The 24,732-nt window shown below is 54.9% G+C and carries 26 protein-coding genes and 1 riboswitch; of the genes, 3 read left to right on the forward strand and 23 right to left on the reverse strand.

From position 1 onward, the window contains the following. Positions 1-27: 27 nt before the first annotated feature. The 3 genes from ppaX to lgt form a co-directional block, all read right to left on the reverse strand. On the reverse strand, positions 28-672 hold the full coding sequence (gene ppaX, locus M493_RS14930) for a pyrophosphatase PpaX (protein WP_020961214.1): 645 nt from the start codon (positions 670-672) through the stop codon (positions 28-30). Next, positions 669-1,607 (reverse strand): nucleoside recognition domain-containing protein, encoded by a 939-nt coding sequence (locus M493_RS14935; RefSeq protein ID WP_020961215.1) that lies wholly within the window; start codon positions 1,605-1,607, stop codon positions 669-671. Before M493_RS14935 ends, ppaX begins: the two co-directional genes overlap by 4 nt. A 74-nt stretch (positions 1,608-1,681) precedes the next feature. Continuing rightward, on the reverse strand, positions 1,682-2,491 hold the full coding sequence (gene lgt / locus M493_RS14940; RefSeq protein WP_020961216.1) for a prolipoprotein diacylglyceryl transferase: 810 nt from the start codon (positions 2,489-2,491) through the stop codon (positions 1,682-1,684). 26 nt (positions 2,492-2,517) lie between these two features. On the opposite strand from lgt, the gene M493_RS18585 reads away from it, so the two are divergent. Further along, positions 2,518-2,658: a hypothetical protein gene (locus M493_RS18585; protein WP_235183437.1), complete on the forward strand. Its 141-nt coding sequence runs from the start codon at positions 2,518-2,520 to the stop codon at positions 2,656-2,658. Positions 2,659-2,724: 66 nt separating this feature from the next. Here M493_RS18585 and hprK read toward each other — a convergent pair whose 3' ends face one another. The 7 genes from hprK to M493_RS14980 form a co-directional block, all read right to left on the reverse strand. Continuing rightward, entirely contained in the window at positions 2,725-3,660 is a 936-nt protein-coding gene (gene hprK, locus M493_RS14945; protein ID WP_020961217.1) for an HPr(Ser) kinase/phosphatase, read from the reverse strand. 318 nt (positions 3,661-3,978) lie between these two features. Beyond that, positions 3,979-4,341, reverse strand: coding sequence for a phage holin family protein (locus M493_RS14950; RefSeq protein ID WP_023817743.1), 363 nt, complete (start codon positions 4,339-4,341; stop codon positions 3,979-3,981). Positions 4,342-4,463: 122 nt separating this feature from the next. Further along, positions 4,464-4,790 carry a DUF4870 domain-containing protein gene (locus M493_RS14955; RefSeq protein ID WP_020961219.1) on the reverse strand — a complete coding sequence of 109 codons (327 nt, stop codon included), beginning with the start codon at positions 4,788-4,790 and terminating at the stop codon, positions 4,464-4,466. A gap of 460 nt (positions 4,791-5,250) precedes the next feature. Then, a complete protein-coding gene (gene uvrA, locus M493_RS14965; RefSeq protein ID WP_020961221.1) occupies positions 5,251-8,118 on the reverse strand; it encodes an excinuclease ABC subunit UvrA in 2,868 nt (955 codons plus the stop codon). A 7-nt stretch (positions 8,119-8,125) separates the two neighbouring features. Then, the gene (gene uvrB, locus M493_RS14970) at positions 8,126-10,105 is read right to left on the reverse strand and encodes an excinuclease ABC subunit UvrB (protein ID WP_020961222.1); all 1,980 of its coding nucleotides are present in this window, start codon (positions 10,103-10,105) and stop codon (positions 8,126-8,128) included. Positions 10,106-10,281: 176 nt separating this feature from the next. Then, positions 10,282-10,503: a CsbA family protein gene (locus M493_RS14975; RefSeq protein WP_020961223.1), complete on the reverse strand. Its 222-nt coding sequence runs from the start codon at positions 10,501-10,503 to the stop codon at positions 10,282-10,284. Positions 10,504-10,519: 16 nt separating this feature from the next. After that, positions 10,520-11,689, reverse strand: coding sequence for a PDZ domain-containing protein (locus tag M493_RS14980; protein ID WP_020961224.1), 1,170 nt, complete (start codon positions 11,687-11,689; stop codon positions 10,520-10,522). 217 nt (positions 11,690-11,906) lie between these two features. Here M493_RS14980 and M493_RS14985 point away from each other — a divergent pair, with 217 nt between their 5' ends. After that, a complete protein-coding gene (locus M493_RS14985) occupies positions 11,907-12,425 on the forward strand; it encodes a MerR family transcriptional regulator (protein WP_020961225.1) in 519 nt (172 codons plus the stop codon). Positions 12,426-12,507: 82 nt separating this feature from the next. Here M493_RS14985 and M493_RS14990 read toward each other — a convergent pair whose 3' ends face one another. After that, a complete protein-coding gene (locus tag M493_RS14990; protein WP_020961226.1) occupies positions 12,508-13,953 on the reverse strand; it encodes a S41 family peptidase in 1,446 nt (481 codons plus the stop codon). Positions 13,954-14,242: 289 nt separating this feature from the next. Beyond that, a complete protein-coding gene (locus M493_RS14995) occupies positions 14,243-14,953 on the reverse strand; it encodes a pirin family protein (protein WP_020961227.1) in 711 nt (236 codons plus the stop codon). 301 nt (positions 14,954-15,254) lie between these two features. After that, positions 15,255-15,340, forward strand: a riboswitch (cyclic di-GMP riboswitch). A gap of 37 nt (positions 15,341-15,377) precedes the next feature. Here M493_RS14995 and M493_RS15000 point away from each other — a divergent pair. Further along, on the forward strand, positions 15,378-16,208 hold the full coding sequence (locus tag M493_RS15000; protein ID WP_020961228.1) for a hypothetical protein: 831 nt from the start codon (positions 15,378-15,380) through the stop codon (positions 16,206-16,208). A 183-nt stretch (positions 16,209-16,391) separates the two neighbouring features. On the opposite strand, the gene M493_RS19115 is transcribed toward M493_RS15000, so the two are convergent. The 11 genes from M493_RS19115 to M493_RS15050 all read right to left on the reverse strand — a co-directional run bounded on the left by M493_RS19115 (position 16,392) and on the right by M493_RS15050 (position 24,670). After that, the gene (locus M493_RS19115) at positions 16,392-16,655 is read right to left on the reverse strand and encodes a hypothetical protein (RefSeq protein ID WP_020961229.1); all 264 of its coding nucleotides are present in this window, start codon (positions 16,653-16,655) and stop codon (positions 16,392-16,394) included. 38 nt (positions 16,656-16,693) lie between these two features. Further along, the gene (locus tag M493_RS19120) at positions 16,694-16,852 is read right to left on the reverse strand and encodes a glutaredoxin family protein (protein WP_081713476.1); all 159 of its coding nucleotides are present in this window, start codon (positions 16,850-16,852) and stop codon (positions 16,694-16,696) included. Beyond that, positions 16,798-17,061: a hypothetical protein gene (locus tag M493_RS15010; protein ID WP_020961231.1), complete on the reverse strand. Its 264-nt coding sequence runs from the start codon at positions 17,059-17,061 to the stop codon at positions 16,798-16,800. Before M493_RS15010 ends, M493_RS19120 begins: the two co-directional genes overlap by 55 nt. A gap of 239 nt (positions 17,062-17,300) precedes the next feature. After that, a complete protein-coding gene (gene merR / locus M493_RS15015; RefSeq protein WP_020961232.1) occupies positions 17,301-17,720 on the reverse strand; it encodes an Hg(II)-responsive transcriptional regulator in 420 nt (139 codons plus the stop codon). 196 nt (positions 17,721-17,916) lie between these two features. Then, on the reverse strand, positions 17,917-19,557 hold the full coding sequence (gene merA / locus M493_RS15020) for a mercury(II) reductase (protein ID WP_020961233.1): 1,641 nt from the start codon (positions 19,555-19,557) through the stop codon (positions 17,917-17,919). Between the two features lie 82 nt (positions 19,558-19,639). Next, entirely contained in the window at positions 19,640-19,915 is a 276-nt protein-coding gene (locus tag M493_RS15025) for a hypothetical protein (protein WP_020961234.1), read from the reverse strand. A 382-nt stretch (positions 19,916-20,297) separates the two neighbouring features. After that, positions 20,298-21,581, reverse strand: coding sequence for a murein hydrolase activator EnvC family protein (locus M493_RS15030; RefSeq protein WP_020961235.1), 1,284 nt, complete (start codon positions 21,579-21,581; stop codon positions 20,298-20,300). Between the two features lie 32 nt (positions 21,582-21,613). Then, a complete protein-coding gene (gene ftsX / locus M493_RS15035) occupies positions 21,614-22,507 on the reverse strand; it encodes a permease-like cell division protein FtsX (protein WP_020961236.1) in 894 nt (297 codons plus the stop codon). Further along, positions 22,497-23,183, reverse strand: a complete 687-nt coding sequence (gene ftsE, locus M493_RS15040; protein WP_020961237.1) for a cell division ATP-binding protein FtsE — start codon at positions 23,181-23,183, stop codon at positions 22,497-22,499. Before ftsE ends, ftsX begins: the two co-directional genes overlap by 11 nt. 222 nt (positions 23,184-23,405) lie before the next feature. Continuing rightward, a complete protein-coding gene (gene cccB / locus M493_RS15045; RefSeq protein WP_020961238.1) occupies positions 23,406-23,744 on the reverse strand; it encodes a cytochrome c551 in 339 nt (112 codons plus the stop codon). 62 nt (positions 23,745-23,806) lie between these two features. Further along, on the reverse strand, positions 23,807-24,670 hold the full coding sequence (locus M493_RS15050) for a YitT family protein (protein WP_020961239.1): 864 nt from the start codon (positions 24,668-24,670) through the stop codon (positions 23,807-23,809). Between the last annotated feature and the right edge of the window lie 62 nt (positions 24,671-24,732).

Raw genomic sequence — 24,732 nt, forward strand, 5'->3', positions numbered from 1 at the left:
CCGGAATGCGGGAGCGGCTTCCTCCTTTCATTCGTGTACGCCGACAATATCCAACAAATCACTCATTTTTTCCAGCATATAGTCCGGTTCATATTGTGCCAAATATTCGCGCCCTTTAATCGCCCAGGCGACGCCGGCTGTTTTCACTCCGGCGTTTTTGCCGGCCAAAATGTCGTGGTAGTTGTCCCCGACCATGAGCGCTTCGTCCGGCGTTGACTGCAACATGCCAAGCGCTTTATGAATCGGCTCGGGATCGGGCTTTGGCCGCGTGACGTCATCAAGGCCGATGACGCACGAGAAAAACGGTTCCAACCGCGTTTTTCTCAGCCCCATCAAGGCGGTGTCATGAATTTTCGTCGTCACAACGCCCAAGCGGAATCCGTGGCGGTGGAGCGTTTCGATCGTTTCATACACCGTCTCAAACTCGCGGATCAGCTCGTCATGGCGGGCATGATTGAACGTGCGGTACGTTTTCACCATTTCTTCCATCCGTTCCGGATCGAGCGAGCCGAACGTTTCATAAAGCGACGGGCCGATAAACGGCAAGACGTCCTCGCGCCCGTAGCGGCCCGGGTAGTATTGTTCCAACGTATGCAAAAACGACTGGATGATGAGCTCATTCGTATCAATCAACGTGCCGTCAAGGTCAAACAAAATGGTGCGAATCGTCATGAAGCGGCTTCCTTTCTAGTCGATTGTTCAAAGCGGCGCCAAATGAACGCCACGGCCATCGTCAGAAGCACCGCCGTCAGCAGGCGGATCAAAAGCAGCGGCCAGACGGGAATGCCAAGCGGGACGAAAATGAGCGTATCCTCGACGACCGCATGGCAAGATACGAGAAAAATAAACGCCAGCGTCAAATCGCGCTTCGAGACGCCGTCTTCTTTCGCCGCCTGAATCATCACCCCCGCCCCGTACGCCAGGCCGAACACAAAGCCGGCGGCGAGCGTGAGCGACGTGTTTGGGCTCATGCCCAGCATCTTCGTCGCCGGCGCCATCCAGCGCGAAACCGTCTCGATCCAGTGGCGTTCTTTTAATATTTGAATGACCGTCATAAGCGGGATGACGATCGCGACGAGCTGCACGATGCCGGCAACCGCTTTTTTCAGCGCCGCTAAGATGATCGCTCCCCAGCCGGACGGCGGCGCGGCTTCATGCGTGACAAACCCATATTGGGCGATCTCCTGTCCCCCGTCCCATAGATGGGCGATCAACAGCCCGGATACCAACGCGAGCCCGATGCGCACGACGATCATTAGCCAGACGCTCATCCCGGTGCGCGAGGCGACCGATGACTCAACGATCAAGTTATGGGAGAAGGAAAGCATGACCGCGAGAATGAACACTTCTTTCACCGTAAACTCGATCGTCAGCATCGCCCCGATCGCCGCGTACAGCCCAAGCAACTTGCCGAGCACAAGCGGCACGGCCGCATCGCCGGATAAGCCGAACCATTTCATCAGCGGCGCGACCCCCTCAATGATCCACGAAAAAAGCGGCGTCGGCTGCAGCAACGCCAGAATGAGCGTCACCGGGAAAATGATTTTCCCGAGCGCCCACGATGTCTTCAGCCCGGCGAGCACGCCGCGCTGCAACGTTCCTGTCATGTTCTCCTCTCTCCTTTGCTAGTCTTGCCCGTGCATGATAGCTTTTGAATCGCCCCAGCGGAACAGGGCCTTTGCTAGTCTTGATACCGCTCCTTGGCCCAGCCTTTTGCCCGGCGCACAATCCAAAGCGTCACAGACAAAACGATGAGCGTCACGGACATCACTTGCGCCGCCCGCAAACCGCCGGCCAGCATCAAGCTGTCGGTGCGCATCCCTTCAATCCAAAAGCGGCCGACGGAATACCAAATCAAATACGACAAAAACAGCTCGCCGCGCCGCAAGTTGACGCGCCGGAGCCAAAGCAAAAGACAAAAGCCCGCGATGTTCCAAAGCGATTCATACAAAAACGTCGGATGCCAATACTGGCCGTTAATATACATTTGGTTGATGATCCAATCCGGCAAATGCAAGTTTTCCAGAAATTCGCGCGACACCGGGCCGCCGTGCGCCTCTTGGTTCATGAAATTGCCCCAGCGCCCGATCGCCTGGCCTAAAATGATGCTCGGTGCGGCAATATCGGCAAGCTTCCAAAACGACAGCCCGCGCACGCGGGCAAACACGACAGCGGTCGCCACCGCCCCGATCAAGCCGCCGTGAATGGCAAGGCCGCCTTGCCAAATTTGCGGAATCTCGGCCAAATGTTTGGAATAGTAGTCCCACTCAAACAGCACGTAATACGCCCGCGCGCAGACAATGGCGATCGGCACGGCAAACAGCACCAAATCGACAAACGTCTCTTTCGGCAAGCCGCGCCGCACCGCTTCGCGGGTGGCGAGCCACAGCCCGATCAAGACGCCCGTGCCGATAATGACGCCGTACCAATAAATTGTAATCGGACCAAGCTGCAAAAACACGCGGTCCAGTGGCTCGATTGCCGGTTCCATGTTGAACGCCTCCTTTGCGGTGATTGATGGTCGCCGCAGCTTCTGTTCATTTGACCGTCATCGTCATATCTTCCGCCAACAGTCATTCTTACCGGAACTTCCTTGTTCATTTTCAAGGGTGGGGGATTGAGCCGGAAATCGTGCTCCACTATGAAGAAGCGGCATAAAAGTGCTGTTTCTCTATTGCCCAAGAACGGGCGATGGAAGGAACAGCGCTGTTTTCCAGACGATTGCTATGTTTCGTCATGTTCCCCTTCTTCAATGGCATCGCTCAGCCGCGCCGAAAATTCCTCGGCCGCATTGACCCCCATCCGTTTCAGCCGGAAATTCATCGCCGCCACCTCGACGATGACCGCCAAGTTGCGCCCCGGGCGAACCGGAATCGTCAGTTTGGGCAATTCGGTGTCCAAAATTTTTACCCTTTCTTCTTCCAAACCGAGCCGGTCGTATTGCTTCTGTGGGTCCCACAGCTCTAAATCAATGACCAAGGAAATGCGCTTATGCGGCAGCACCGCCCCGGCGCCGAACAAGGTCATCATATTAATAATGCCAAGTCCGCGAATTTCAAGCAAATGTTCAATCAGCTCCGGCGCGCTGCCGATCAACGTATCCTCGTCCTCTTGGCGGATTTCGACACAGTCATCGGCGACCAGCCGATGGCCGCGCTTGACAAGCTCGAGCGCCGTCTCGCTTTTGCCGACGCCGCTTTTGCCTGTAATCAATACGCCGACACCGTACACATCGACGAGGACACCGTGCACCGCCGTTGTCGGGGCAAGCTTGCTTTCTAAATAGTTTGTCAACCGGCTTGACAACCGGGTCGTTTTCATCGTCGAGCGCATGACCGGAACCGACTGGCGCTCGGACGCTGCAATCAACTCCGGCGGCACATCCAAGCCGCGCGAGACGATAATCCCGGGCGTAATATCGGTACAAAGCCGCTCCATCCGCGCCTGCTTTTCTCCCGGCGTCAACGTTTCATAAAACGACAGCTCCGTCCGCCCGAGCAGCTGCAGGCGCTCCGCCGGATAGTAGGCGAAATAACCGGCCATTTCAATCCCCGGCCGCGACAAATCGCTTGTCGTAATCGGACGGTAAATGCCTTCGGCGCCGCTGACGAGCTCGAGCTGGAACTGTTCGATGATGTCTTTTGTCCGCACTTTTGGCATAATCGGCCTTTCTCTCCTTTCTTCGTCTTTTTCCATTGTAGCACGTTTCGTTTCACCGTTGAATGGAAAACATCGGGGGAAACAAAACGAGGACGCCTAAAGTGGCGCCCATGGAGACAAAAAGCCGCTTTCGTCGTGAAACAGAGAGACTCCGGTCTAAGCATAGCGAGGCGGAATTGTTTTACAACTATATGCATCAATACGAAAAAGGGGTATGTTGACACCCTTTTTCACCCCGACCGAAACACCGAGCCGATTCGTCATGTTGTATGTCGTATTTCACTGAGAGACAGGCGGCCGTTTGCGTCTGCTTCCTTATTACGACCGATTGCGCAGCGGCTCCACAATCCCTTTTTGCACAAGCAAGTGGAAAAATGACAAGACGATCGAAGCGAGCAACGCTGTGCCAAAACCGCCAATCTGGAAGGCATCGCCCATCAATCCGGCCGTCATCATCAACGTGATGGCGTTAATGACAAACAAAAACAAGCCGAGCGTCAACACCGTCACCGGCAGCGTCAACAAAATAAGCACCGGGCGGACAACGGCATTGAGCACCGCCAAAATCAAGCTCGCCAAAAACGCCGCTCCCATGCCGCTGAAATGAATGTCGGCAAAATAGCCGTCAATCGCCATAAGCAGCACCGTATTAATAAAAACTCCAATCAGCCAATTGAGCATCACATCACCATCTTTGCTTGTGGTCTTCTTCGGGTCGCCGCTTCCCATGCGGGCTTTTGTTCTATCTTGCCTCGAACCGGCAGCCAGCAATCATCATTTTCCGTTGGCGGCGCTGTTATCTTTTATTTTAACACTTGAATGCCTTTCACGACATTCCAAATCACGACAACGAGGTTCACCGCTCCGGCGGCGAGAAAGCCAAGCCAAACGAGGCCACCGCTAAAAAGAAACGATTCGCCCCCCCAATGGCCGAGCAAGACAGGAAACGCCGACAACGCGATAAACAAGCCGACCGTCAAAACCGGAATCAAGTGCGACACGAGCGACCGCTTCGCATGGCGTTTCACGTCCATATCCTCAACGACGAAATAGACGACAATCGGCAAAAGGAACGGCGCAAAAAAGACGCTGAAATAACAGAGCGCAGCCAGCACTTTATTCGTCGACAACCCTCTATCCCCTTTCCTTCGTCACTCTATCTGTATATACGCTGCCTGGCAAAAAAAGTTTCCGCTTTCAGCGCCTTCATTAGAACAGCTTGCGTGTGAACTGCCGGCCGCTTCACATCCTAACGGATTTTTGACGCGGGGGCTTCTCGGGTCACCCCTTTTCGTTTCAAGAGTTGATCTCCCACTTTCTTACTGGAACGCCCCTTGAAGTGGAAGACTTCTTTCGGAAATCTGTTCATGGGAGGAGATGGTTCAAATCTTCGCCTTGCAGCGAGCTGTCCACTAAGCCATCCCATGCGCCCCAGTCTGCGCAAAACCGCAAACGCGTGAAAAATAGAGCGCTCTAAACGCCCGCCATTGGCATCGATGCAACGACATTCCCCGCGTTCCTGCGCAAAAAGAAGCGGCAAAGGCGCTGCGCCTTTGCCGCTTCGGTCATCCGTCAAGTTCGGCCGGCCCATCACGCCTTCGCCGCCTCATAGCGCGCCTGCATGCGCGCCCGGTCGCGCTCGAGAATCGGTCGTAAGTAGCGGCCGGTGTGCGATGCCTCGACCCCGGCCACCTCTTCCGGCGTGCCGGCGGCGACGATTTGCCCGCCGCGGTCGCCGCCTTCCGGACCTAAGTCAATGATGTAGTCGGCCGTTTTGATGACGTCTAAGTTATGCTCGATGACGAGCACCGTGTCGCCGTTATCGACGAGCCGATGAAGCACGTCAAGCAGCCGGGAAATGTCATCGACATGCAGCCCGGTCGTCGGCTCATCCAAGATGTAGAGCGTCCGGCCGTTCGAGCGCCGGTGCAGCTCCGCGGCAAGCTTGACGCGCTGCGCCTCGCCGCCCGAAAGCGTCGTCGCCGGCTGGCCGAGTTTCATATAGCCGAGGCCGACATCATAGAGCGTCTCAAGCTTGCGCTTAATTTTCGGAATCGAGGCGAAAAAGTCGAGCGCATCTTCGACCGTCATGTCAAGCACATCGGCGATCGTTTTCCCTTTGTACGTCACTTCCAGCGTCTCGCGGTTGTACCGTTTGCCGTGGCACACTTCGCACGGGACGTATACATCGGGCAAAAAGTGCATCTCAATTTTGATGATCCCGTCGCCATGGCACGCCTCGCAGCGCCCGCCTTTGACGTTGAAGCTGAAGCGCCCTTTTTTGTAGCCGCGCACTTTCGCTTCGTTCGTCGAGGCAAACACCTCGCGGATGTCGTCAAACACCCCGGTGTACGTTGCCGGGTTCGATCTTGGGGTGCGGCCGATCGGCGACTGGTCGATGTCAATCACTTTATCGAGATGCTCGAGCCCGCGAATGTCGCGGTGCTCGCCCGGTTTGGCTTTCGCCCGGTTGAGCTTTTGCGCGAGCGCCTTGTAGAGCACTTCGTTGACGAGCGTGCTTTTGCCCGAACCCGACACCCCGGTAACAGCGACAAACGTGCCGAGCGGGATGTTCACCGATACGTTTTTCAAATTGTGCTCCCGCGCGCCGATGACCTCAATCCAGCGCCCGTCCGGCCGGCGCCGCTCAGCCGGAATCGGGATGAACTTTTTCCCGGATAAATATTGGCCGGTGAGCGAGTTCGGGTCGTTCATCACCTCTTCCGGCGTGCCGGCGGCGACGACTTCCCCGCCGTGAATGCCCGCCCCCGGGCCGATGTCGATCAAATAATCGGCCGCCAACATCGTATCCTCGTCATGTTCCACGACAATGAGCGTATTGCCGAGGTCGCGCATGCTTTTCAGCGTCGCGATCAAACGGTCGTTGTCGCGCTGATGAAGGCCGATCGACGGCTCATCGAGCACGTACAACACGCCGGTCAGTCGCGAGCCGATTTGCGTCGCCAGGCGGATGCGCTGCGCCTCGCCGCCGGAGAGCGTCCCGGCCGAGCGGCTGAGCGTCAAGTAGTCGAGGCCGACGTTTTGCAAAAAGCCGAGCCGGTCGCGAATTTCCCGCAAAATGAGGCGGGCGATTTGCGTTTCTTTTTCCGTCAGTTCGAGCCCGTCAAAGAACGCGAGCGCCTCGGTCACCGACATGGCGGTGACTTCGCCGATATGCTTGCCCCCAACCAAAACGGCGAGACTTTCTTTTTTCAGCCGGTATCCTTTACACGTCGGACAAGCTTGTTCGGCCATATATTTTTCCATCTGCTCGCGGATGTAATCGGAGCTTGTCTCCCGGTAGCGGCGCTCGACGTTCGGGACGACGCCTTCAAACGGGACGTATTGCTCGCGCACTTGGCCGAAATCGGTCGTATAGCGAAAATGAATCGGCTCCCCGCCGCTGCCGTACAAAAGTTTGTCCAGCTGCTCTTTCGGCAAATCTTTCACCGGCACGTCCATCGGAATGCCGTAATGGCGGCACACGGCCTCCAGCAGCTGCGGGTAATATTGCGAGCTTTGCGGCTCCCACGGGGCGATGGCGTGCTCTTTTAACGTCAGCTCCTCGTTTGGGATGACTAAATCGAGATCGACTTCAAGCTTCGCCCCGAGCCCGTCGCAGTCCGGGCAGGCGCCGTACGGGCTGTTGAACGAAAACAGCCGCGGCTCGAGCTCGCCAATCGAAAAGCCGCAATACGGGCAGGCGTGCTTTTCGCTAAACAGCAGCTCGCCTTCGCCGATCACATCGACGATGACTTTGCCGTCCGCGAGCTTTAGCGCCGTCTCCAACGAATCGGCAAGCCTGGCCGCGATGCCGTCTTTCATCACAACCCGGTCGACGACGACCTCAATCGAATGCTTTTTATTTTTCTCAAGCTCAATGTCTTCCGTCACCTCGCGCATCTCGCCGTCAATGCGGACGCGCACATACCCTTGCTTGCGAATATCCTCCAATGTCTTGGCGTGCGTCCCTTTCCGTCCGGAGACGACCGGCGCCAAAATTTGCATTTTCGTCCGCTCCGGGTAGGCGAGCAGCCGGTCGACCATTTGCTCGATCGTCTGCGATTGGATCTCAATGCCGTGCGTCGGACAGACCGGCCGGCCGATGCGGGCAAACAGCAGCCGCAAATAGTCGTAAATTTCCGTCACCGTGCCGACCGTTGAACGCGGGTTGCGGCTCGTCGTTTTTTGGTCGATCGAAATGGCGGGCGACAACCCTTCAATCGCATCGACATCCGGCTTGTCCATCTGCCCTAAAAACTGGCGGGCGTACGCCGACAGCGATTCGACGTAGCGCCGCTGCCCTTCGGCGTAAATCGTATCAAACGCGAGCGACGACTTCCCCGACCCGGACAGCCCGGTCAAAACGACGAGCTTGCCGCGCGGGATTTCGACGTCAATGTTTTTCAAGTTATGGGCGCGCGCCCCTTTGACAACAATTTTCTCCGTTCCGTTCACCCGGCCATCATCCTTCCGCTTTCAACTCGAAAATGACATCGCGCAGCTGGGCGGCCCGCTCGAAGTCAAGCGCTTTGGCCGCTTCTTTCATCTCCGCTTCGAGCTTGCGAATCAGCTCTTCCCGGTCTTGTTTCGTCATGTTGGCAGCCGCCGGCTTCGCCTCGTACGTTTCCGTCTCCTCGGCCGCGTACGTTGCGCGGATGACATCGCGAATGTCTTTTTGGATCGTCCGCGGCACGATGCCATGTTTCCGGTTGTATTCTTCTTGAATCGCCCGGCGCCGCTTCGTTTCTTGAATGGCGATTTCCATCGATTTCGTGACCGTATCGGCGTACATGATCACATGGCCGTTCGCGTTGCGCGCCGCACGGCCGATCGTCTGAATGAGCGAACGCTCCGAGCGCAAAAACCCTTCTTTGTCAGCATCCAAAATGGCGACCAGCGACACCTCGGGAATATCGAGCCCTTCCCGCAGCAAGTTGATGCCGACCAACACATCGTATTTGCCAAGCCGCAAATCGCGGATGATTTCAATGCGCTCAAGCGTCTTAATTTCCGAATGCAAATAGGCGACTTTGATGCCCGCTTCTTTCAAGTAATCGGTCAAATCTTCCGCCATCTTTTTCGTCAGCGTCGTGACCAACGTCCGCTCGTTCCGCTCGACGCGTTCGCGGATTTCCCCGATCAAATCGTCAATTTGCCCTTCGATCGGACGGACGTCAATCGTCGGATCCAACAGCCCGGTCGGGCGGATGATTTGTTCAACGACTCCCGGGCTATGTTCGAGCTCGTACGGCCCCGGCGTCGCCGAGACGTAAATGATTTGGTTGATTTTTTGTTCGAACTCTTCAAACGTGAGCGGCCGGTTGTCCAGCGCCGACGGCAGACGGAAGCCGTGGTCGACGAGCACTTGCTTGCGCGCCCGGTCGCCGTTGTACATGCCGCGCAGCTGCGGCAAGGTGACGTGCGACTCATCAATGATGATCAAAAAATCGTCCGGAAAGTAGTCAAGCAGCGTATACGGCGTCGACCCCGGCGGCCGGAGCGCCAAATGGCGCGAATAGTTTTCAATCCCGGAACAAAAGCCCATCTCGCGCATCATTTCCAAATCGTAGCGCGTCCGCTGCTCCAGCCGCTGCGCCTCCAAAAGCTTCCCTTGTCCGCGCAGCTCGGCGAGCCGCTCTTCCAGCTCTTTTTCAATGTTCTCGATCGCAATCCGCATTTTCTCCTCGCGCGTGACGAAGTGCGACGCCGGGAAAATGGCGACATGCTCGCGCTCGCCGAGCACTTCGCCGGTGAGCGCGTCCACCTCGCGGATGCGCTCAATTTCATCGCCGAAAAATTCGACGCGAATGCAATGTTCATCGCGCGACGCCGGGAAAATTTCCACCACATCGCCGCGGACACGGAACGTGCCGCGCCGAAAGTCGATGTCATTGCGGTCGTACTGAATGTCGACGAGCCGCCGCAGCAGCACGTTGCGCTCGATTTCCATCCCGACGCGCAGTGAAACGACAAGTTCGCGATATTCTTCCGGCGACCCTAAGCCGTAAATGCAGGAGACGCTGGCAACGATAATGACGTCCCGGCGCTCAAACAACGCCGATGTTGCCGAGTGGCGCAATTTGTCGATTTCATCGTTGATTTTCGCGTCCTTTTCAATGTACGTATCCGTCTGCGGCACGTACGCCTCCGGCTGATAGTAATCGTAATAGCTGACAAAATATTCGACGGCGTTATGCGGAAAAAATTCTTTCAGCTCGCTGTACAATTGACCGGCAAGCGTCTTGTTGTGGGCGATGACGAGCGTCGGCTTGTTCACTTGGGCGATCACGTTCGAGATCGTAAACGTTTTGCCCGTCCCCGTCGCCCCCAGCAACGTTTGGTGCTTTCCCCCGCCCTTGACGCCTTCGACTAGTTTCTCAATCGCTTGCGGCTGATCGCCTTGCGGTTTGTATGGTGACACTAATTGAAAACGGTTGTCCACCGTTTCTCCTCCTTCTTCAATCCATCTTTCCCCATTGTATCATATCCTCTGCGCAGATGCACAAAAAACGCGAACTAATATTCGTACCAATCCGCACAGCGATTTCCATTGTGCCAGGCCGCTTCCGGCCGCGTGGACGAAAAAGCGGACCGCTTCAGCCGGGGTCCGCTTTTTCGTCATTTCTTTAAGTTGTCCAGCATGCGCCCCGCCAACAGAAAGCCGGCAATCGTTGACGCAATATCGGCGACGATTTCGTGCAGCTCATCCGTATACCCTTTGGCATATGAAGCGACAAGCAAGGCAACGGTCAACAACAACGCAATGTAACGGTTGTACGTCACCCGCGCAAACAGCAACATCAGAAGGCACGGGATGACAAGGGCAGCGAGAAACCACATACGCGTCTAGTCTCCTTTACGACACAGCTTCGGACGCCGAAGCGCCCCGGTGATGGACGAACAGCAGGCCAAGTTCATGGTGGCCGTCTTCATACACCGCTCCTTGGACGAAGCGGATCTCGCCGTTATGGCTGATGACTTCCAGCTTGCAAAACGCGCGGTTGCGCTGGAGCGCCTCGTAAAACTCGGCCTCCGTCTGCACGGGAACACCGTTTGCCTTCACAACCACTTCCCCGATGCGCAGTCCCATTTTTTCCGCTTTGGAATTCGGAAGCACCCCGACGATCACCACACCTTGCGCATGGCGGGCAAACCGGGGCGGGCGGGCGCGGTCGGCGCGGTGACCGGAAAAGGCGATCCACTCCCGCCCGATGATGGCTGCAGCTCCTGCAGCGGCCGCCAGCAACGGATGCCAGATCCCCGGGACAGCCAGCACGGCGGCAAGCCAGGCGAGGCGAAGCACGCGCCGCCCCTCTTCCCGGGCTGCTTCCGCCGGCAGCACGTGCTGCCGGCGCTGTGAAAAGCCGAGAAGAAACGGCACAAGCCAAAACGAATAGCCGTTCCCGGCCGGAATAAGCGGCCACCACGAAGCGTCCAGCCCGCCGCCCGGTACCGGCAGCACGACCGGCACAAACCAAAACCGCTGCGTCCACTGCATGCCGACGATCATCCCGCGCTTGCTTCTCGCAAGCTGCGGCGAGGCCGCCCCGTTTTGCGAACGGAGGATGAGCCATCCTTCCGCCAACAGCAGCAACACAAGCAGGGCGGCAAGCGCCCCCCCATCCGCCGCGCCGTCCGGCAACAGACGGGCGGCAAGCCCGCTTGACCCCGCCAAGCCGAGCAAGACGAGCGCTCCGCCCACCGTATAGGCCGGTGAAAGGAGGCGCGCCTCCATCGTCAAGCCGAGCAGGATCGTCAACCCCGTCACCGCCCACACCGCACCCGGCGGCAACGCGAGCCCGATGCCGGACGCAACGGCGGACAGCACAGCGCCCGCTGCCCATCCCCACGTCCAAAGCCCGCGCCATTCTTGCCCCATCCGATGAACGCGCACATGAAAATCACGACGCTCCCGCTTTACTCGTCGCCATCCGGCGGCAAGGGCTAAAAGAATACCATAATAAAGGAGCGGCTGCCGCCATACGCCCGCAATCCCTTCCAGCCATTCCAACCCCCATGTTGCCATCCGCTTCCCCCCGCTTCGTTCATCAGTCTATATCTTTTATTCTACCAAACGGCCGGAACAAATCCCATGCCTGCCGCCATCTTTTTTGTCCGGATGGCGAATTTGTGCCGTTTTCCACTTTCTTTGCCGAATGAGCACTAGTTTTGTCGGTCAGGCAGGATTTTCGATGAACATAGAAAAAGGATATAACAGAAGATGAAAAAGGAGGAGTGGAACGATGGAATTAAAAACGCCTGACGTTGCCGCCCGTCTCGGAGTGTCGCCCAAAACGGTTCAGCGCTGGGTGCGGAAATACAATATTCCGCTGCAGAAAAATGAAGCCGGTCACTACTTGTTTGACGAAAAAACGGTCGCCCTGCTTGAGCGGGTCAAATTTGAACAAGGCGCGGCACTCGAAGCGCCCCCGGCTTCCGACCGTCCCTCGACACCGCCGCCGAACGTTCCCATTCACACTTTATTCCAAGGATATGTCGAACCGGAAATCGAACGCGTATCCTCACGCCTTGAGCAACTCGAACGACAACTGGAACAAAAAGCCGATGACGTTGTTTCGATCCAATTGCTTCATCATCGCCAAGAAATGGAAGAAATCACCGCCCGCCTCACCGCCCTCGAACAGCTTGTCGCCCGTCTTGAACAGCAGCTGAACAAACAGCCGCCTTCTTCCCATGACACACCGAATGAGCCAAAGCGGAAGCGACGCGGCCTCGGGCGGGTGATGGGTTTGTTCGTTTGACGGCCCGTGCGCGCTCTGCCCCGTGCAGGGCGTTTTTTTTTGCACCAAAAAGGGCCCCCATTGCCGGGAGCCCGGCTATGGTTTATGGGAATAGGACGTTTAACGCCGCTTTCAGCTGCACATCATGCTGCGGATCACGGATGGCTTCCATAATTTTTGCCTGCAGCACATCGGCTGTCTGTTCGTCGATGCGACCATTGGCTGGCAGCTTATTCGCTTGTTGAAAGGCTTTTACCGCTGTTTCCGTCTGTTTGCTGAAGTAGCCGTCAGTGCGGCCTGGATCAAAGCCAAGCCCTTTTAACATTTTTTGCGCATTGGCGATTTGCTCGTTGTTCATATCATACTGGAGCGGTTTTTCGACATGAAGCGGAGCAACGTGGAAATAATCCGGCTGAGCTACTACCACATCCGGCTTAATCCCTTTTTCGTGAACCCAATGACCATCGGGCGTCAACCATTTATACAGCGTCAACTTAATGTTGCTGCCGTCGCCCATCGGAATCGCTTGCTGCACCGTCCCCTTGCCGAACGTCGCCTCACCGACGAGCTTGTAGCCGCCCGCTTCTTTCATCGCCCCGGCTAAAATTTCTGACGCCGACGCGCTTCCGTTGTCAATAAGCACGACGATCGGGTACGGCTTTTTCGTCGTCAAGTCGGAGTAAAACTTTTGCCTGTCACCGTCGCGCTCCTCAATTTGCACGTACGGTTTTCCTTTCGGAACGAGCTGCTTTAAAATTTCTTCCACGCTTTGCAAATAGCCGCCCGGATTGCCGCGCACATCGATGATCAAACCGTCAATCTGCTCAGCTTCAAGCTCGGCCAGTTTCTTTTTGAAATCGGCGGCCGTATTTTCCGAGAACGACGTAATTTGCAAATACCCGGCCTTTTTGCCATCATACGTTTTGATCGACTCATATACCGTCTGAATCGGAATTTCGTCGCGGACAACTTTCACTTTCATCACATTTTTCGCGCCCGGCCGCAAAATCTCAAGTTCTACTGTCGTCCCTTTTTTGCCGCGGATTTTCAGTACCGCTTCATACAAATCAAGCCCTTCCAGGCTTTCCCCGTTGACGCGCAAAATTTGATCATTCGGCTTCAACCCCGCTTTTTCCGCGGGCGAATTTTTAATCGGCGCCACGATCGTTACTTTGCCGTCAATCATGCTCACTTCAGCGCCGATCCCTTCAAACGATGAATCGAGCGATTCGTTGAACTGCTCGGTCGTCTCTGCATCCATATAGACGGAATACGGGTCATCCAGCGTGCCGATCATCCCTTGAATGGCGCCTTCCGTCAATGTTTTCTCATCGACTTTTTCCACGTACCGGTTTTTGATGAGTTCATACGCCTGGCGAATTTTTTTCATTTCTTCATGATCGCCGGCCGTCTTGGACAGTTCCTCGGAAATGGCCACCGGCATCGGTCCGTCTTCCGCTCCGCCGGCCAACTGCAAGCCGGCATACGTCCCGCCGGCCCCGATCAGCATCGAGATGACCATCAGTACGGCCGTTGTCGTTTTTTTCACGTTTCTTTCCTCCTCACCCTATGCGTAAAAGGAAAAGCACCGCCCGAACGCCGTGCCATGCCTTTATCTCCATCATATGTCAGGCTTGTACGGAGTATGCTTCCGCGCGTTTCTGCCATTGGCGAAACGCCGCTCATCCCTGCTACTAGTTTACACGCTGCGTTTTGATTTCTCAACTCATACGGGCGCGGAAAAAAGAGGCACCCCCGCCGTTTTGGCGAACGATGCCTCTTCTCTTCCTTTCTTGTATCCCCAGAAAAACTCTCCCTTCAAGCAAAACGGGAGTCGTTTACTGTTTCGGTAAATCAATGAGCATGAACCGCGCTCCCCCATTCGTCGCCAGGCGAAGCGCCGGCGTGTCCGCAATGCGGGCCGCGTCGCGCCGTTCGAGATGGGCCTCGCCGTTTAACGTCAAATCCCCCTCAATGACAAAGATGAAGATGTTTCGCCCTTCAGGCTGAGTGAACGTCAGCTCATGCCCAACTTCCAAATCGGAAAGATAAATCGTCAAATCTTGATGAATGTGAGCAATCCCCGGGGAAGACGGATGTTTCGTCACAACCGGCAACAGCGCGTTTTTCATCTTCTCCACCGGGAATTCGGTCCGCTCGTACGACGGCGTGAGCCCGTGCTCTTCCGGCAAAAACCATAGCTGCAAAAAGTTCACTTCCTCCGTCGCTGACGGATTCACTTCCGAATGGACGATGCCGGTGCCGGCCGACATCCGCTGCACGCCGCCAAACGTCGTCACCGCTTTATGCCCGGTGCTGTCTTCATGTTGCAAATACCCTTTTAACACGATCGACACAATTTCCATCTCCCGGTGCGGATGGGCGCCAAACCCCGCAAGCGGCGCGACGAAATCGTCGTTTAACACCCTTAACGGCCCGAATTGAATGTTGTTCGGGTCGTAATACTCGCCAAACGAAAAACTATGGTACGTTTTCAGCCAACCGTAATCAGCATGATATCGGGACGACGCCCGGTCAATGCGAATCATTCTTTTCCACCCCTTCATTGTGAGAAATGATCGGCCCTTAAGCGCGTGCTGTTCTGAACCAGCAAGCGCCATCACCACCACGGCCTACGATATTGATTCCCGTTTTGCGTTGTCTCATCCCCGTTGGGCGCAACCATTTCTCTTTATTCAATAAATCTCGAATTCGAGATAATTATATAAAACCCGCCTTCGCTTGTCAATCGGGAAACAGGAGAAAAAAATGGGACAGATGGATGATTTACCTGCGGCAAATGGACAACTTATAGTGACAGTAACGCCGCCTCTTCTCCCGCGAGAGGATACGGCGAAAAGGCAAAGCGTTGGAAACAGCGCGGCGCAAAGCTACAGGGGCTACGGCGGCCTACGCTATGCCAGCCAGCTGCCGAACGTATCTTTACATTATCCATAAAGGGGGAAGAAAAGGATGAAACGGATGCTAATCAGCGGTCTTGCAGCTGCCTTGCTTGTGCTGCCGGGATGGGCGGTCGCTGAAGTCAAGGGGAAACAGCAATCCAAACCAAAATGGGCCGATAAAAACAAAGACGGCATCCCGGACGATTGGGAGCTGAAATACAAACTCGGCCTAGGGAAAAACGTCGCCAACCAAGACAATGACCGCGACGGCTTAACCAATCGGGTCGAGTACAACCTCCGTCTAAATCCAACGAAAAACGACACAGACAAAGATAAAATCTTGGACGGAGACGAAGATACCGACCGCGACGGGCTGACAAACAGCGCTGAAGTGGCGCTTGGCACCAAGCCCGAAGATGCCGACAGCGATAACGACCGCGTCAAAGACGGAGCCGAAAAGCAAGGAAAAACAAAGCTGGCTAATGTCATCTCTATGCTCGAGCTGCAAATCAAAACGCCGGCCCATCAAACAATCAAAATCGGCTACCATTGGGCAAACCGCCATTCCCATTTGCTCATCAAAGACCCGACCCGTCAAGTGACGAAAGACGCTGTCCAATCGCTCATTAACGATTTGCAAGCGTCACCGTCATGGTCAAACGATGAAATTATCGCCAAGATCCAAACCCTGTTTTCTCTTGACATCCCGTTCCGCCTTGAACTCGAGTGGAAATACGGAAGCGGCCGGGCGCGGAAACTTTCCGTCAAGCAAGTCCAAGGCAACATAGAAAACACCGGGCAACTTGGCGATCACGAAAACGATGACGACCAAGGCCATAACGACAATGGCGGGAACATAGGCGGCGATGATGATCATAATGATGACGATCGCGATGAATAATCTCCCTTGAGCAAACAAACAGCTGCCCCCACTAGCCGGGAACCCGGCTAATGAGAGCAGCTTTATTTTAATTGGGGCTTCCCGCCGCCTATTTCCTGACTCCCGTTGCCGCGACGCCCCAGGGAATGGCCCATGTGTTTCCTATGGCGCTGCCGAAAGCTGCCGGCGCCTCCCATCGCCCGTTTATTTCCATCGTTTATTGGGGACAATATCCCGCATCCAAAACCACATATCATCAACCTTGCTGAACAAGGAAACCGGACAATGCAAGGTAAGGCATCGAAAGTAATCTGCCCGTTCGATGACCAAGTTCCAACTATCGTTGTGCAAAACGTTTCTCATCTCTTCTTCGTCTATTGGCACCCCTGCAGCAGCGCATTTCGGGCAAATCTCCTTGTTCTCAATGAGATCTCGCCAATTTGGAGGCAAACTGCAACACCCGGCCATACCTCACTCCTCCATGCTTCCACATCTTTATGTGATCCTCAGTCTGCCTGAAGCGCCTTTTCCACTTTGCTCCGATTCCAACCAACCATCACTTCGTTTCCGATGATGATCACCGGGGTCGTGACCGCCCCTGAAATCCGGATCATTTCATCCATGGCCTGCGGATCAGAAAGGACGTCAATTTCTTCACATTCGATCCCCCGGTCCCGGAAAAACTGTACAGCTCCTTTGCATGAGGCGCTGGTTTCTCGTCATCGATGTTGACTGTGTTTCCCTCGATATCTTTCACACGAATGTGGATGGCATCCCCTTCTTTTGCCGCCTTGTTTCCCCCCAACCATCCTACCGCCAAAACTGCCATGAGAAGGAAAGCCCCGGCAAACCAATAATATCGCGTATTTCGCATTCCCGTTCCCCCCCTTCCATGTGGCCCGTTGTTCTGCCTCTCTCCAGGAGGCCGGTGATTTAAGGGGAAATACTGGCCTCCAACAGTTTTTCTCAAATTGAGAAAACTTGCAACGTCATCGTTTCATTCCTTGTGATTTCTCACAATTCGAGCGAATCTGCCGTTTTTCACCAGACTTCTAGAGTTATCCGCTTCTGTCGCTTAGTTGTCGAAGCGGCCCCGCGTCTTTTCGCGAAAATCTATTTTTCTTGCCCATATGCCCCTTCGAGCAATAAGTCAATAATCGGGCAGTTGTAGAGATTCTCCTCATGGGGGCAACATGCCTTCAGCTCAAGGAGCATCGCCTCCATTTTCATTAAGTCCTGAATCTTCTCCTTGATCTCCTTGATTTTCTGCTCGACAAATTGGTACATATCTTTGCATCGATCGCGATCCCGATCGACAACGCCAAGCAGTTTATCAATCTCTGCCAAGGTGAACCCGAGCGCTTGCAACCGCTTAATAAACTGGATGCGCCTGACGGTTTCCTCCGTATACAGACGGTATCCGCCTTCCGTCCGCTCGGTTTCGGGAATGAGCCCCTTCCGTTCGTAGTACCGAATGGTTTCTTTATTGACATGGCATTTTTCTGCCAGCTCCCCGATGCGGTAATGTTTCACATAACCACCTCACCCAAAAGGATCCACCGTGCACGATCGTACACGGTCAAGGAAATAGGAACGTTGCGCCGACATTTCGTTATGAATCGGGAAGCGCCCGGCCAAACGGATCGCTTCTTATTCCGCTTCATTGCAACCGCAATGAGTTTCAGCCCCTTCATAACGGTCCGCGAAGCGGCGGCCCCATTCGAAGGCCTCATCCCGCGCAGCACGATAACTTCGAAACATCTTGGTCAAACGTCAGCGCCGCTAATTTCAGCCCCTCCGCCATCGTTAAATACGGAGCCAACGTGCTGCGAAGATCGTCAATCGTTAATCCGAACTGAATCGCCAACGTGGCGGCATAAATGACATCACCGGCATTGTCTGCCACAACATGGGCGCCTAACAGCTTGCCCGTGCGCGCCTCAGCCACGAGTTTAAACAGTCCTGTCGTATCCCGGTTGACGATCGCGCGCGGCACCGCCTCAAGCGGCAAGACAGACGTTTTCACGTCATACCCGTTTTCTTTCGCCTGTTGCTCAGTCAACCCGACGGTGGCGATGGCCGGATGGGTGAACGTCACCGCCGGAACAACGGCCGTATCCCAGCGCTTGTTCAATCCGCCGACGGCATTGGCTGCGGCAACGGCGCCTTGATAGGCTGCGACATAGACAAACTGCGGGCCAAGCGTGACATCGCCTGCCGCATAAATGTACGGGTTCGTCGTCCGCGCGTATTCGTCAATCAAAATCTCCCCGCGCGCCCCGACGTCCACACCGGCTGCCGGCAAGTTCAACGCGGCTGTATTCGGCGTTCTCCCCGTCGCCACAAGCAGTTCGTCCGCTTCGATGACCCGGGTGCGCCCGTCTACGTTCACATATACGTTTTTCGTGTTTCCGTTTTGTTCGACCCGTTCAAACGAAGCGCCCGTGATGACGCGGATGCCTTGTTCCGCGAGCGCCTCTGCCACCGCTTCGGAAATTTCCGGGTCATACGCTTTCAAGAGGCGCGGGCTCCGCTGCATCAATGTCACCTCGGAGCCAAGATGGTGGAACAGCTGCCCCAACTCCATCCCGATGTAACCGGCGCCGATGACAGCAAGCCGCTTCGGCACCTTTTTCAGCTCAAGCAGCGTCGTGCTTGTCAAGTAATCGACATCATGGAGCCCCGGAATGTCCGGCACAGCCGGGGAAGCGCCCGTCGCAATCAAAAACCGTTTCGCCGACAGCGTTTGGCCGTTGACGTCAATCGTTTGACGTCCGACGAATCGGGCTTCCCCTTGGATGAAATCGAACCCGTACTCCGCGATTAAATCCGCATACTTCGCTTGGCGAAGCTGTCCGACCAATTCATTTTTTTGCTTCACTAACGGCGCCAAGTCCACCGGACCGGCAAAGGTGTGCAGGCCGAGAAACGGGTGATTGCGCGCCAACGCATTGATTTCCCCAGCCCGAAGCAACGTCTTTGACGGCACGCAGCCGATATTGACGCACGTCCCCCCGACCGTGCCGCGTTCGACCATGGCTACTTTCGCCCCGTATTTCACCGCTTCGATCGCCGAGGAAAACGCGGCCCCGCCGGAACCGATGACGATGTAATCATACTCTCCCCCGCCATCGAAGGAAGGGGTGGCTGGCACGGTGATCTCCTCGATATCCCCCGGCTCGTAATGAGCGTTTCGGACCGCTTGTTTCGCCAGGCCAATCTCCGTGCCATCAGGAAGCGCGAATACCGCTTCACCGCGCCGGAAGCTGACGTCAATCTGCTTGGCCCCGATCGCCTCCAGCGCTGCAGTGACATGTTGTTCACAACCGGTGCATGTCATGCCTTGCACATTCATTCGGTACGTTTTCATGGTCACAAACACTCCTTAATGAAAAGTGGTCTTTCCTAGTTTTGAGCAAAAAGGCGGCTCCTACCACAAAAAAACACGAACGTCACTCCTGCCTGAACGGAGCACAGCACGCCTCATCGCCGTTTCCCGTTTTCCCCGGGGAGCAGCCGGCCGTTTCGCCTGACGGTTTTGGCTTTCGCCTGTAAAATATCATTGTCAGTGAAACGAAACATAACACCGCCAAAAGACCAACAGCAAGACTTTGGTGCCGGGTCAAATACGCACCGGCCGATGTTCCGGCCAACAGCGGCAGAACAAGCACCAAATGGCACGGGCAGCTGAGCAGCGCCAGCACCGCCCAAAACGATGGTTTGACCATTTCGTCCGTTCTCCCTCCTCACCATGACGAAACGTTTCTCCTCGTTGTTTCCCATTATAAACGGTGTACTAAGGTACAAGGTCAAGAGAAATGACGTGTAGACCGGCTGTGAAGTCGAGAACCGAAGAAAAAGACAAGGCATTTTTAATGGCCGCGCCCCCGCCCGGAAGACTGTTAATTTCATGAGAGTCCTGCCCAAAACGTGCTTTTCTCAAGTTGAGAAGCCTGTTAAAATCCGATTTTTTATGGCGGCTGCCAATACTTGTTGGAGGAAAATGGCCGTGTTTCACCGGCAGTCGACACGAACGAATGACAAAAAAAATACGCAGCTTGTCCGCCCTATAGACAGACAAGTTGCGTATAGGAGAATTTCTTTCTTAATTTAGAAAGCGATGTAACCGCGCGGATCGACCGCATTCGTTTTTCCTACGTTCCAGCCGCCGCGGTGCAATTCAAAGTGAAGGTGCGGGCCGAACGAATGGCCGGTATTGCCCATGTAGCCGATCACCTGGCCTTTGCGGACGCGCTGTCCTTCCCCGGCCAGGCGCGCCTCGAGATGGGCGTAGACGGTTGTGTACGTTTGTCCGTTGATGACATGGCTGACAAAAATGACGTTGCCATAGCTGCTAGAATAGTAGGATCGGAACACAACCCCATCGGCGGCCGCGACAACCGGAACGACCGGGGCGCGCTTGCCGATGTCAACCCCTGGGTGAAAATCGGTGCCGCCAAACCGGTAGCCAAAGCCGGATGTGATCGGCCCGTTGGCCGGACGGGTGAAAGCGCCGCTCGACACAGGCGGGGTGCTGCCACCAGATGGCGTTCCGCTATTCGGTTGCGAATATGTACGTCCACCTTGCCGGGCGGCTTCCGCCTCCGCCCGTTTTTGCCGCTCGAGTTCGGCAAGCTGCTGCTTAACAGCCGCTTCTTGCTTCGCGATCAATTCTTTTTCCTCTTCAAGCGCCATTTTATGGTCATGCTCTTCCTGTTCTTTTCGTTTCAAATCAGCCATGAGACGGTTTTTCTGTTCCAGCTGGGCGGCAAGCTCGGCTTGCAGCTGCTTCAATTCTTGCAAGTCCGCTTGCAGCTTGTTCCGTTTTTCGGTCAGTTCGGTTTCTTTTTTCTCTTTCAGCGCCTTGTCCGCTTCCTGCTCGCGGATGATTTGCTGGTCGGCTTCCATAATCGTGGTGACGGCGCTCATCCGGTCGATAAAGTCGCTGAAGCTTTGGGCGCCAAGCAGCACTTCCAAATAGCTGACCGCCCCGCCGCTTTCCTGAAGCGAACGCATCCGCGCTTTTAAAATTTCGTTTCGCTTTTCAATCCGTTCTTGGATTTCGGCAATCTCTTGTTTCAGCTTCTCAATCGCCCGTTCGGTTTCATCAATGTTTTTGCTGACGTTGCGGATTTTGCCGCTCGTTTCTTCAATGGCGGCGTTGAGTTTTTCAATGTCGTTGGCCACTTGAGTTTGCTGCGACCGAAGCGATTCGATCGTTTTTTGCGCCTCGTTGATCTTTTGCTCGACATCGGACCGCTTCGAGCGCAGCGAATTCACTTCATTCTGCTTTTGCTCAATCTCGCGCGTGCTGACAGCGTTCGCCGCCGGCGGGAGAATGCCCAGTCCGAGCGCCCCGGCAACGGCGAGCGCCAACATGCTTTTCTTTTTCATTGCCTATCCCCTCTCCCTATCAGTCTTTATTTCTACACTTTCAAAAACTTGCGCACGGACATAACGCTTCCCCAGACGCCGATTACCGCGCCAATGGCCAGCAACAAAACACTCAGCTGCCAAATGAATGGAGAAAACGGCAAAAGTTCAAAAAGCTGCAGTGAAAACTGTTGCTCATATAGGCGGTACACATTGTAATAGACGAGCGCCAGTACAGCGATCGGAACGATAGAACCGAGCACCCCAAGCCATAGCCCTTCAAGGAAAAACGGCCAGCGGATGAAGCCGTTTGTCGCCCCGACGAGCCGCATGATTTCAATTTCGCGGCGGCGGGCGAAAATCGTGATTTTAATCGTGTTGGAAATTAAAAACATCGCCGTAAACAACAGGCCGAGAATGAGCACGAGCCCGACGTTGCGCATAACTTTCAGCGCATCAAACAGCTTTTCAATCGTCCCTTGGCCATAATTGACTTTATGGACAGACGGGAACGTTTCAATTCGCTTCGCAATTTTGACGGTATCTTGCGGATGAGCTGCCTTCACGACATACACATCGCTTAACGGGTTGTCCTGCTCAAACAGACGGAATGACGAGCCTTCCTCGCCCATGCTTTCAATCAACCGCTTCAGCTCTTCATCTTTTGATGAATAGCGGACTTCTTTCACATTCGGAATGGCTTCAATCCGCCCCCGCAGCGCTTCCTTGTCTTTGGCGTCAGCGGTCAAATCGATATGGACGCGAATTTCCACGTCATTTTCAACTTTTTTCGCAAAGTAGTTAATGTTGAACATGACGACAAAAAAGACACCGACAAGCAATAGCGTCACCGTGACGGCGCTCGCGGAGGCAAACGTCATCCAGCCGTTGCGGCCAAGGCTTTTGACACTCTCCCGAACGTGGCGCTTGAACGTGTTAAGCGTCATAACCGTATTCTCCCTTCGCCTCGTCACGGACGATTTTCCCGTTTTCGATGGCGATGACGCGCCGACGGGTGGCGTTGACAATTTCCTTGTTGTGGGTGGCCATTACAATCGTCGTGCCCCGATCGTTGATTTTCCCAAATAGCTCCATAATATCCCATGACGTTTCTGGATCCAAATTTCCTGTCGGTTCATCGGCAATGACGATTTTCGGGGAATTGACAATCGAGCGGGCGATCGAGACGCGCTGCTGTTCGCCCCCAGATAGCTCGTTCGGGTAAGAGCGGACTTTATGTTTGAGGCCGACGAGATCAAGGACTTCCATCACTTTTTTGCGGATCACTTTCGGCGATTCTTCAATGACTTCCAACGCAAACGCGACATTTTCGTAGACATTGAGCTTCGGAAGCAGCTTGAAATCTTGAAACACGACGCCGATGTTGCGGCGCAGCAACGGGACTTTGCTGTCTTTGATTTTGGCGAGGTTCACGCCGCTGACGATAATTTTGCCGCTCGTCGGCTTTTCCTCGCGGTACATCATTTTAATGAACGTCGATTTGCCCGCTCCGCTGGGGCCAACGACATAGACAAATTCTCCCTGCTTAATCCGGACATTGACGCCGTTTAGCGCCACAACCCCATTTGGATATGTCTTGTACACATCCTGCATTTCAATCATCATAATCACCTATTTTTCGACTCACTTGCTGTCATTCCTCGAGCTGTTTCGAATGAATCATACAAAATTCCGCAAGGTTTATTATAGCACGATTTTCTGTTGTCGAATTTTACATTTATATTTCAAATAGGGGACAACAGTAAAACTAGGGGAAAAGACCTAACAAATGCAATAAAATACCGTCCAGTTCCTGAAACAAACTGGACGGTGCTTGTTCATGCATTATTTTTTCGCGGCAAGCCATTCAGCCACTTTGTCGGCGTCTTCACCTTTAATGATTCCCCCCGGCATAGCGCCGCGGCCGTTGGCGATGACATCTTTAATTTCATCCGCCGAATATTTGCTTCCGACTTTTTGCAAGTTCGGGCCAACCCCGCCAGAGAGGTCTTGCCCATGACATGATGCACAGTTTTGTTGATATACTTGCTCAGCAGCAGCAACGGTGTCCCCTCCGCCGCCCGCATTGCCACCGTTTTGCTCCCCGGCGTTATCCTCGCCACCGCCACATGCTGCCAGCGCGAGCGAAGCGCCAAGAAACAGAGTAGCCAATTTCCATTTCATGGTGAACTCCCCCTAAAAACATAAATTCAGTTCTTCACTTATTATAACCGATTTCGTCCGTTTTACGTACGTTGAAATCCTTCCCCGAGCACTTCGGCGGCGTTGGCAACGACGACAAACGCGGTTGGATCAATGGTTCGCACGATTTGTTTCAATTTTGTGAACTCCGATTGAGCGACGACGCACATCAACACCGGCCTTTCGTGTTCGGTGTAGCCGCCGTACGCCGGCAGCCGCGTCACCCCGCGATCGATTTCATGCAAAATGGCGCGCCGCACTTTTTCTTCTTCCTTGGTGATAATCAAGGCAATTTTCGAATAGCCAAGGCCAACTTGGACGAGATCGATCGTTTTGCTTGTCACATACAACGCAATCAAAGCATACAGCGCTCGCTCAATGTCAAACACAAACGCTGCGGTCAAGACGATCAAGCCATCGATCAAAATGACGCACATCCCAAGCGACAGCCCGGTATATTTATGGATGATTTGCGCCGCCAAATCGGTGCCGCCCGTCGAAGCGCGGCCGCGAAATACAATGCCAAGGCCGAGCCCGACGCCGATGCCGCCAAAGATCGCGCCAAGAAGCGGATTGGCCGTCGCCGGTTCCATCTCTTTCGTCATGTAGACGACAAGCGGCAAAAACACTGTCCCGACGAACGTTTTCGCGCCAAATTGCCGGCCCAGCAGCACGACGCCGGCGATAAACAGCGGAATGTTGAGTGCCCATTGGACGTAGGCCGGCTCAATGCCAAACAAGGCGTGCACAATCGTGCTCACGCCGCTTACCCCGCCCGAGGCGATCCGATTCGGCAGCAAAAACACGTTAAACGCCACCGCGACGATCGCCGCGCCGGCAAGAACGTACACATAGTCCAACGCCGCCTCCGCCGCTGGATGCATCGTTTTGTCTCTTTTCCTCCGCATGCTTCCCCACCTTCCTCTGTGAGTATAGCATGCCCGTTTTAGTAAGTAAATGACAGCCGATT

Origin of the sequence: Geobacillus genomosp. 3, assembly GCF_000445995.2 — a bacterium.
Taxonomy (GTDB): domain Bacteria; phylum Bacillota; class Bacilli; order Bacillales; family Anoxybacillaceae; genus Geobacillus.

Bases quoted from the DNA above. Each gene is read 5' to 3' on its own strand.
- ppaX (WP_020961214.1), bottom strand. From the start codon at position 672: ATGACGATTCGCACCATTTTGTTTGACCTTGACGGCACGTTGATTGAT.
- M493_RS14935 (WP_020961215.1), bottom strand. From the start codon at position 1,607: ATGACAGGAACGTTGCAGCGCGGCGTGCTCGCCGGGCTGAAGACATCG.
- lgt (WP_020961216.1), bottom strand. From the start codon at position 2,491: ATGGAACCGGCAATCGAGCCACTGGACCGCGTGTTTTTGCAGCTTGGT.
- M493_RS18585 (WP_235183437.1), top strand. From the start codon at position 2,518: ATGGTCGCCGCAGCTTCTGTTCATTTGACCGTCATCGTCATATCTTCC.
- hprK (WP_020961217.1), bottom strand. From the start codon at position 3,660: ATGCCAAAAGTGCGGACAAAAGACATCATCGAACAGTTCCAGCTCGAG.
- M493_RS14950 (WP_023817743.1), bottom strand. From the start codon at position 4,341: ATGCTCAATTGGCTGATTGGAGTTTTTATTAATACGGTGCTGCTTATG.
- M493_RS14975 (WP_020961223.1), bottom strand. From the start codon at position 10,503: ATGTGGTTTCTCGCTGCCCTTGTCATCCCGTGCCTTCTGATGTTGCTG.
- M493_RS14980 (WP_020961224.1), bottom strand. From the start codon at position 11,689: ATGGCAACATGGGGGTTGGAATGGCTGGAAGGGATTGCGGGCGTATGG.
- M493_RS14985 (WP_020961225.1), top strand. From the start codon at position 11,907: ATGGAATTAAAAACGCCTGACGTTGCCGCCCGTCTCGGAGTGTCGCCC.
- M493_RS14995 (WP_020961227.1), bottom strand. From the start codon at position 14,953: ATGATTCGCATTGACCGGGCGTCGTCCCGATATCATGCTGATTACGGT.
- M493_RS15000 (WP_020961228.1), top strand. From the start codon at position 15,378: ATGAAACGGATGCTAATCAGCGGTCTTGCAGCTGCCTTGCTTGTGCTG.
- M493_RS19115 (WP_020961229.1), bottom strand. From the start codon at position 16,655: ATGGCCGGGTGTTGCAGTTTGCCTCCAAATTGGCGAGATCTCATTGAG.
- M493_RS15010 (WP_020961231.1), bottom strand. From the start codon at position 17,061: ATGCGAAATACGCGATATTATTGGTTTGCCGGGGCTTTCCTTCTCATG.
- merA (WP_020961233.1), bottom strand. From the start codon at position 19,557: ATGAAAACGTACCGAATGAATGTGCAAGGCATGACATGCACCGGTTGT.
- M493_RS15025 (WP_020961234.1), bottom strand. From the start codon at position 19,915: ATGGTCAAACCATCGTTTTGGGCGGTGCTGGCGCTGCTCAGCTGCCCG.
- M493_RS15030 (WP_020961235.1), bottom strand. From the start codon at position 21,581: ATGAAAAAGAAAAGCATGTTGGCGCTCGCCGTTGCCGGGGCGCTCGGA.
- ftsX (WP_020961236.1), bottom strand. From the start codon at position 22,507: ATGACGCTTAACACGTTCAAGCGCCACGTTCGGGAGAGTGTCAAAAGC.
- ftsE (WP_020961237.1), bottom strand. From the start codon at position 23,183: ATGATTGAAATGCAGGATGTGTACAAGACATATCCAAATGGGGTTGTG.
- cccB (WP_020961238.1), bottom strand. From the start codon at position 23,744: ATGAAATGGAAATTGGCTACTCTGTTTCTTGGCGCTTCGCTCGCGCTG.
- M493_RS15050 (WP_020961239.1), bottom strand. From the start codon at position 24,670: ATGCGGAGGAAAAGAGACAAAACGATGCATCCAGCGGCGGAGGCGGCG.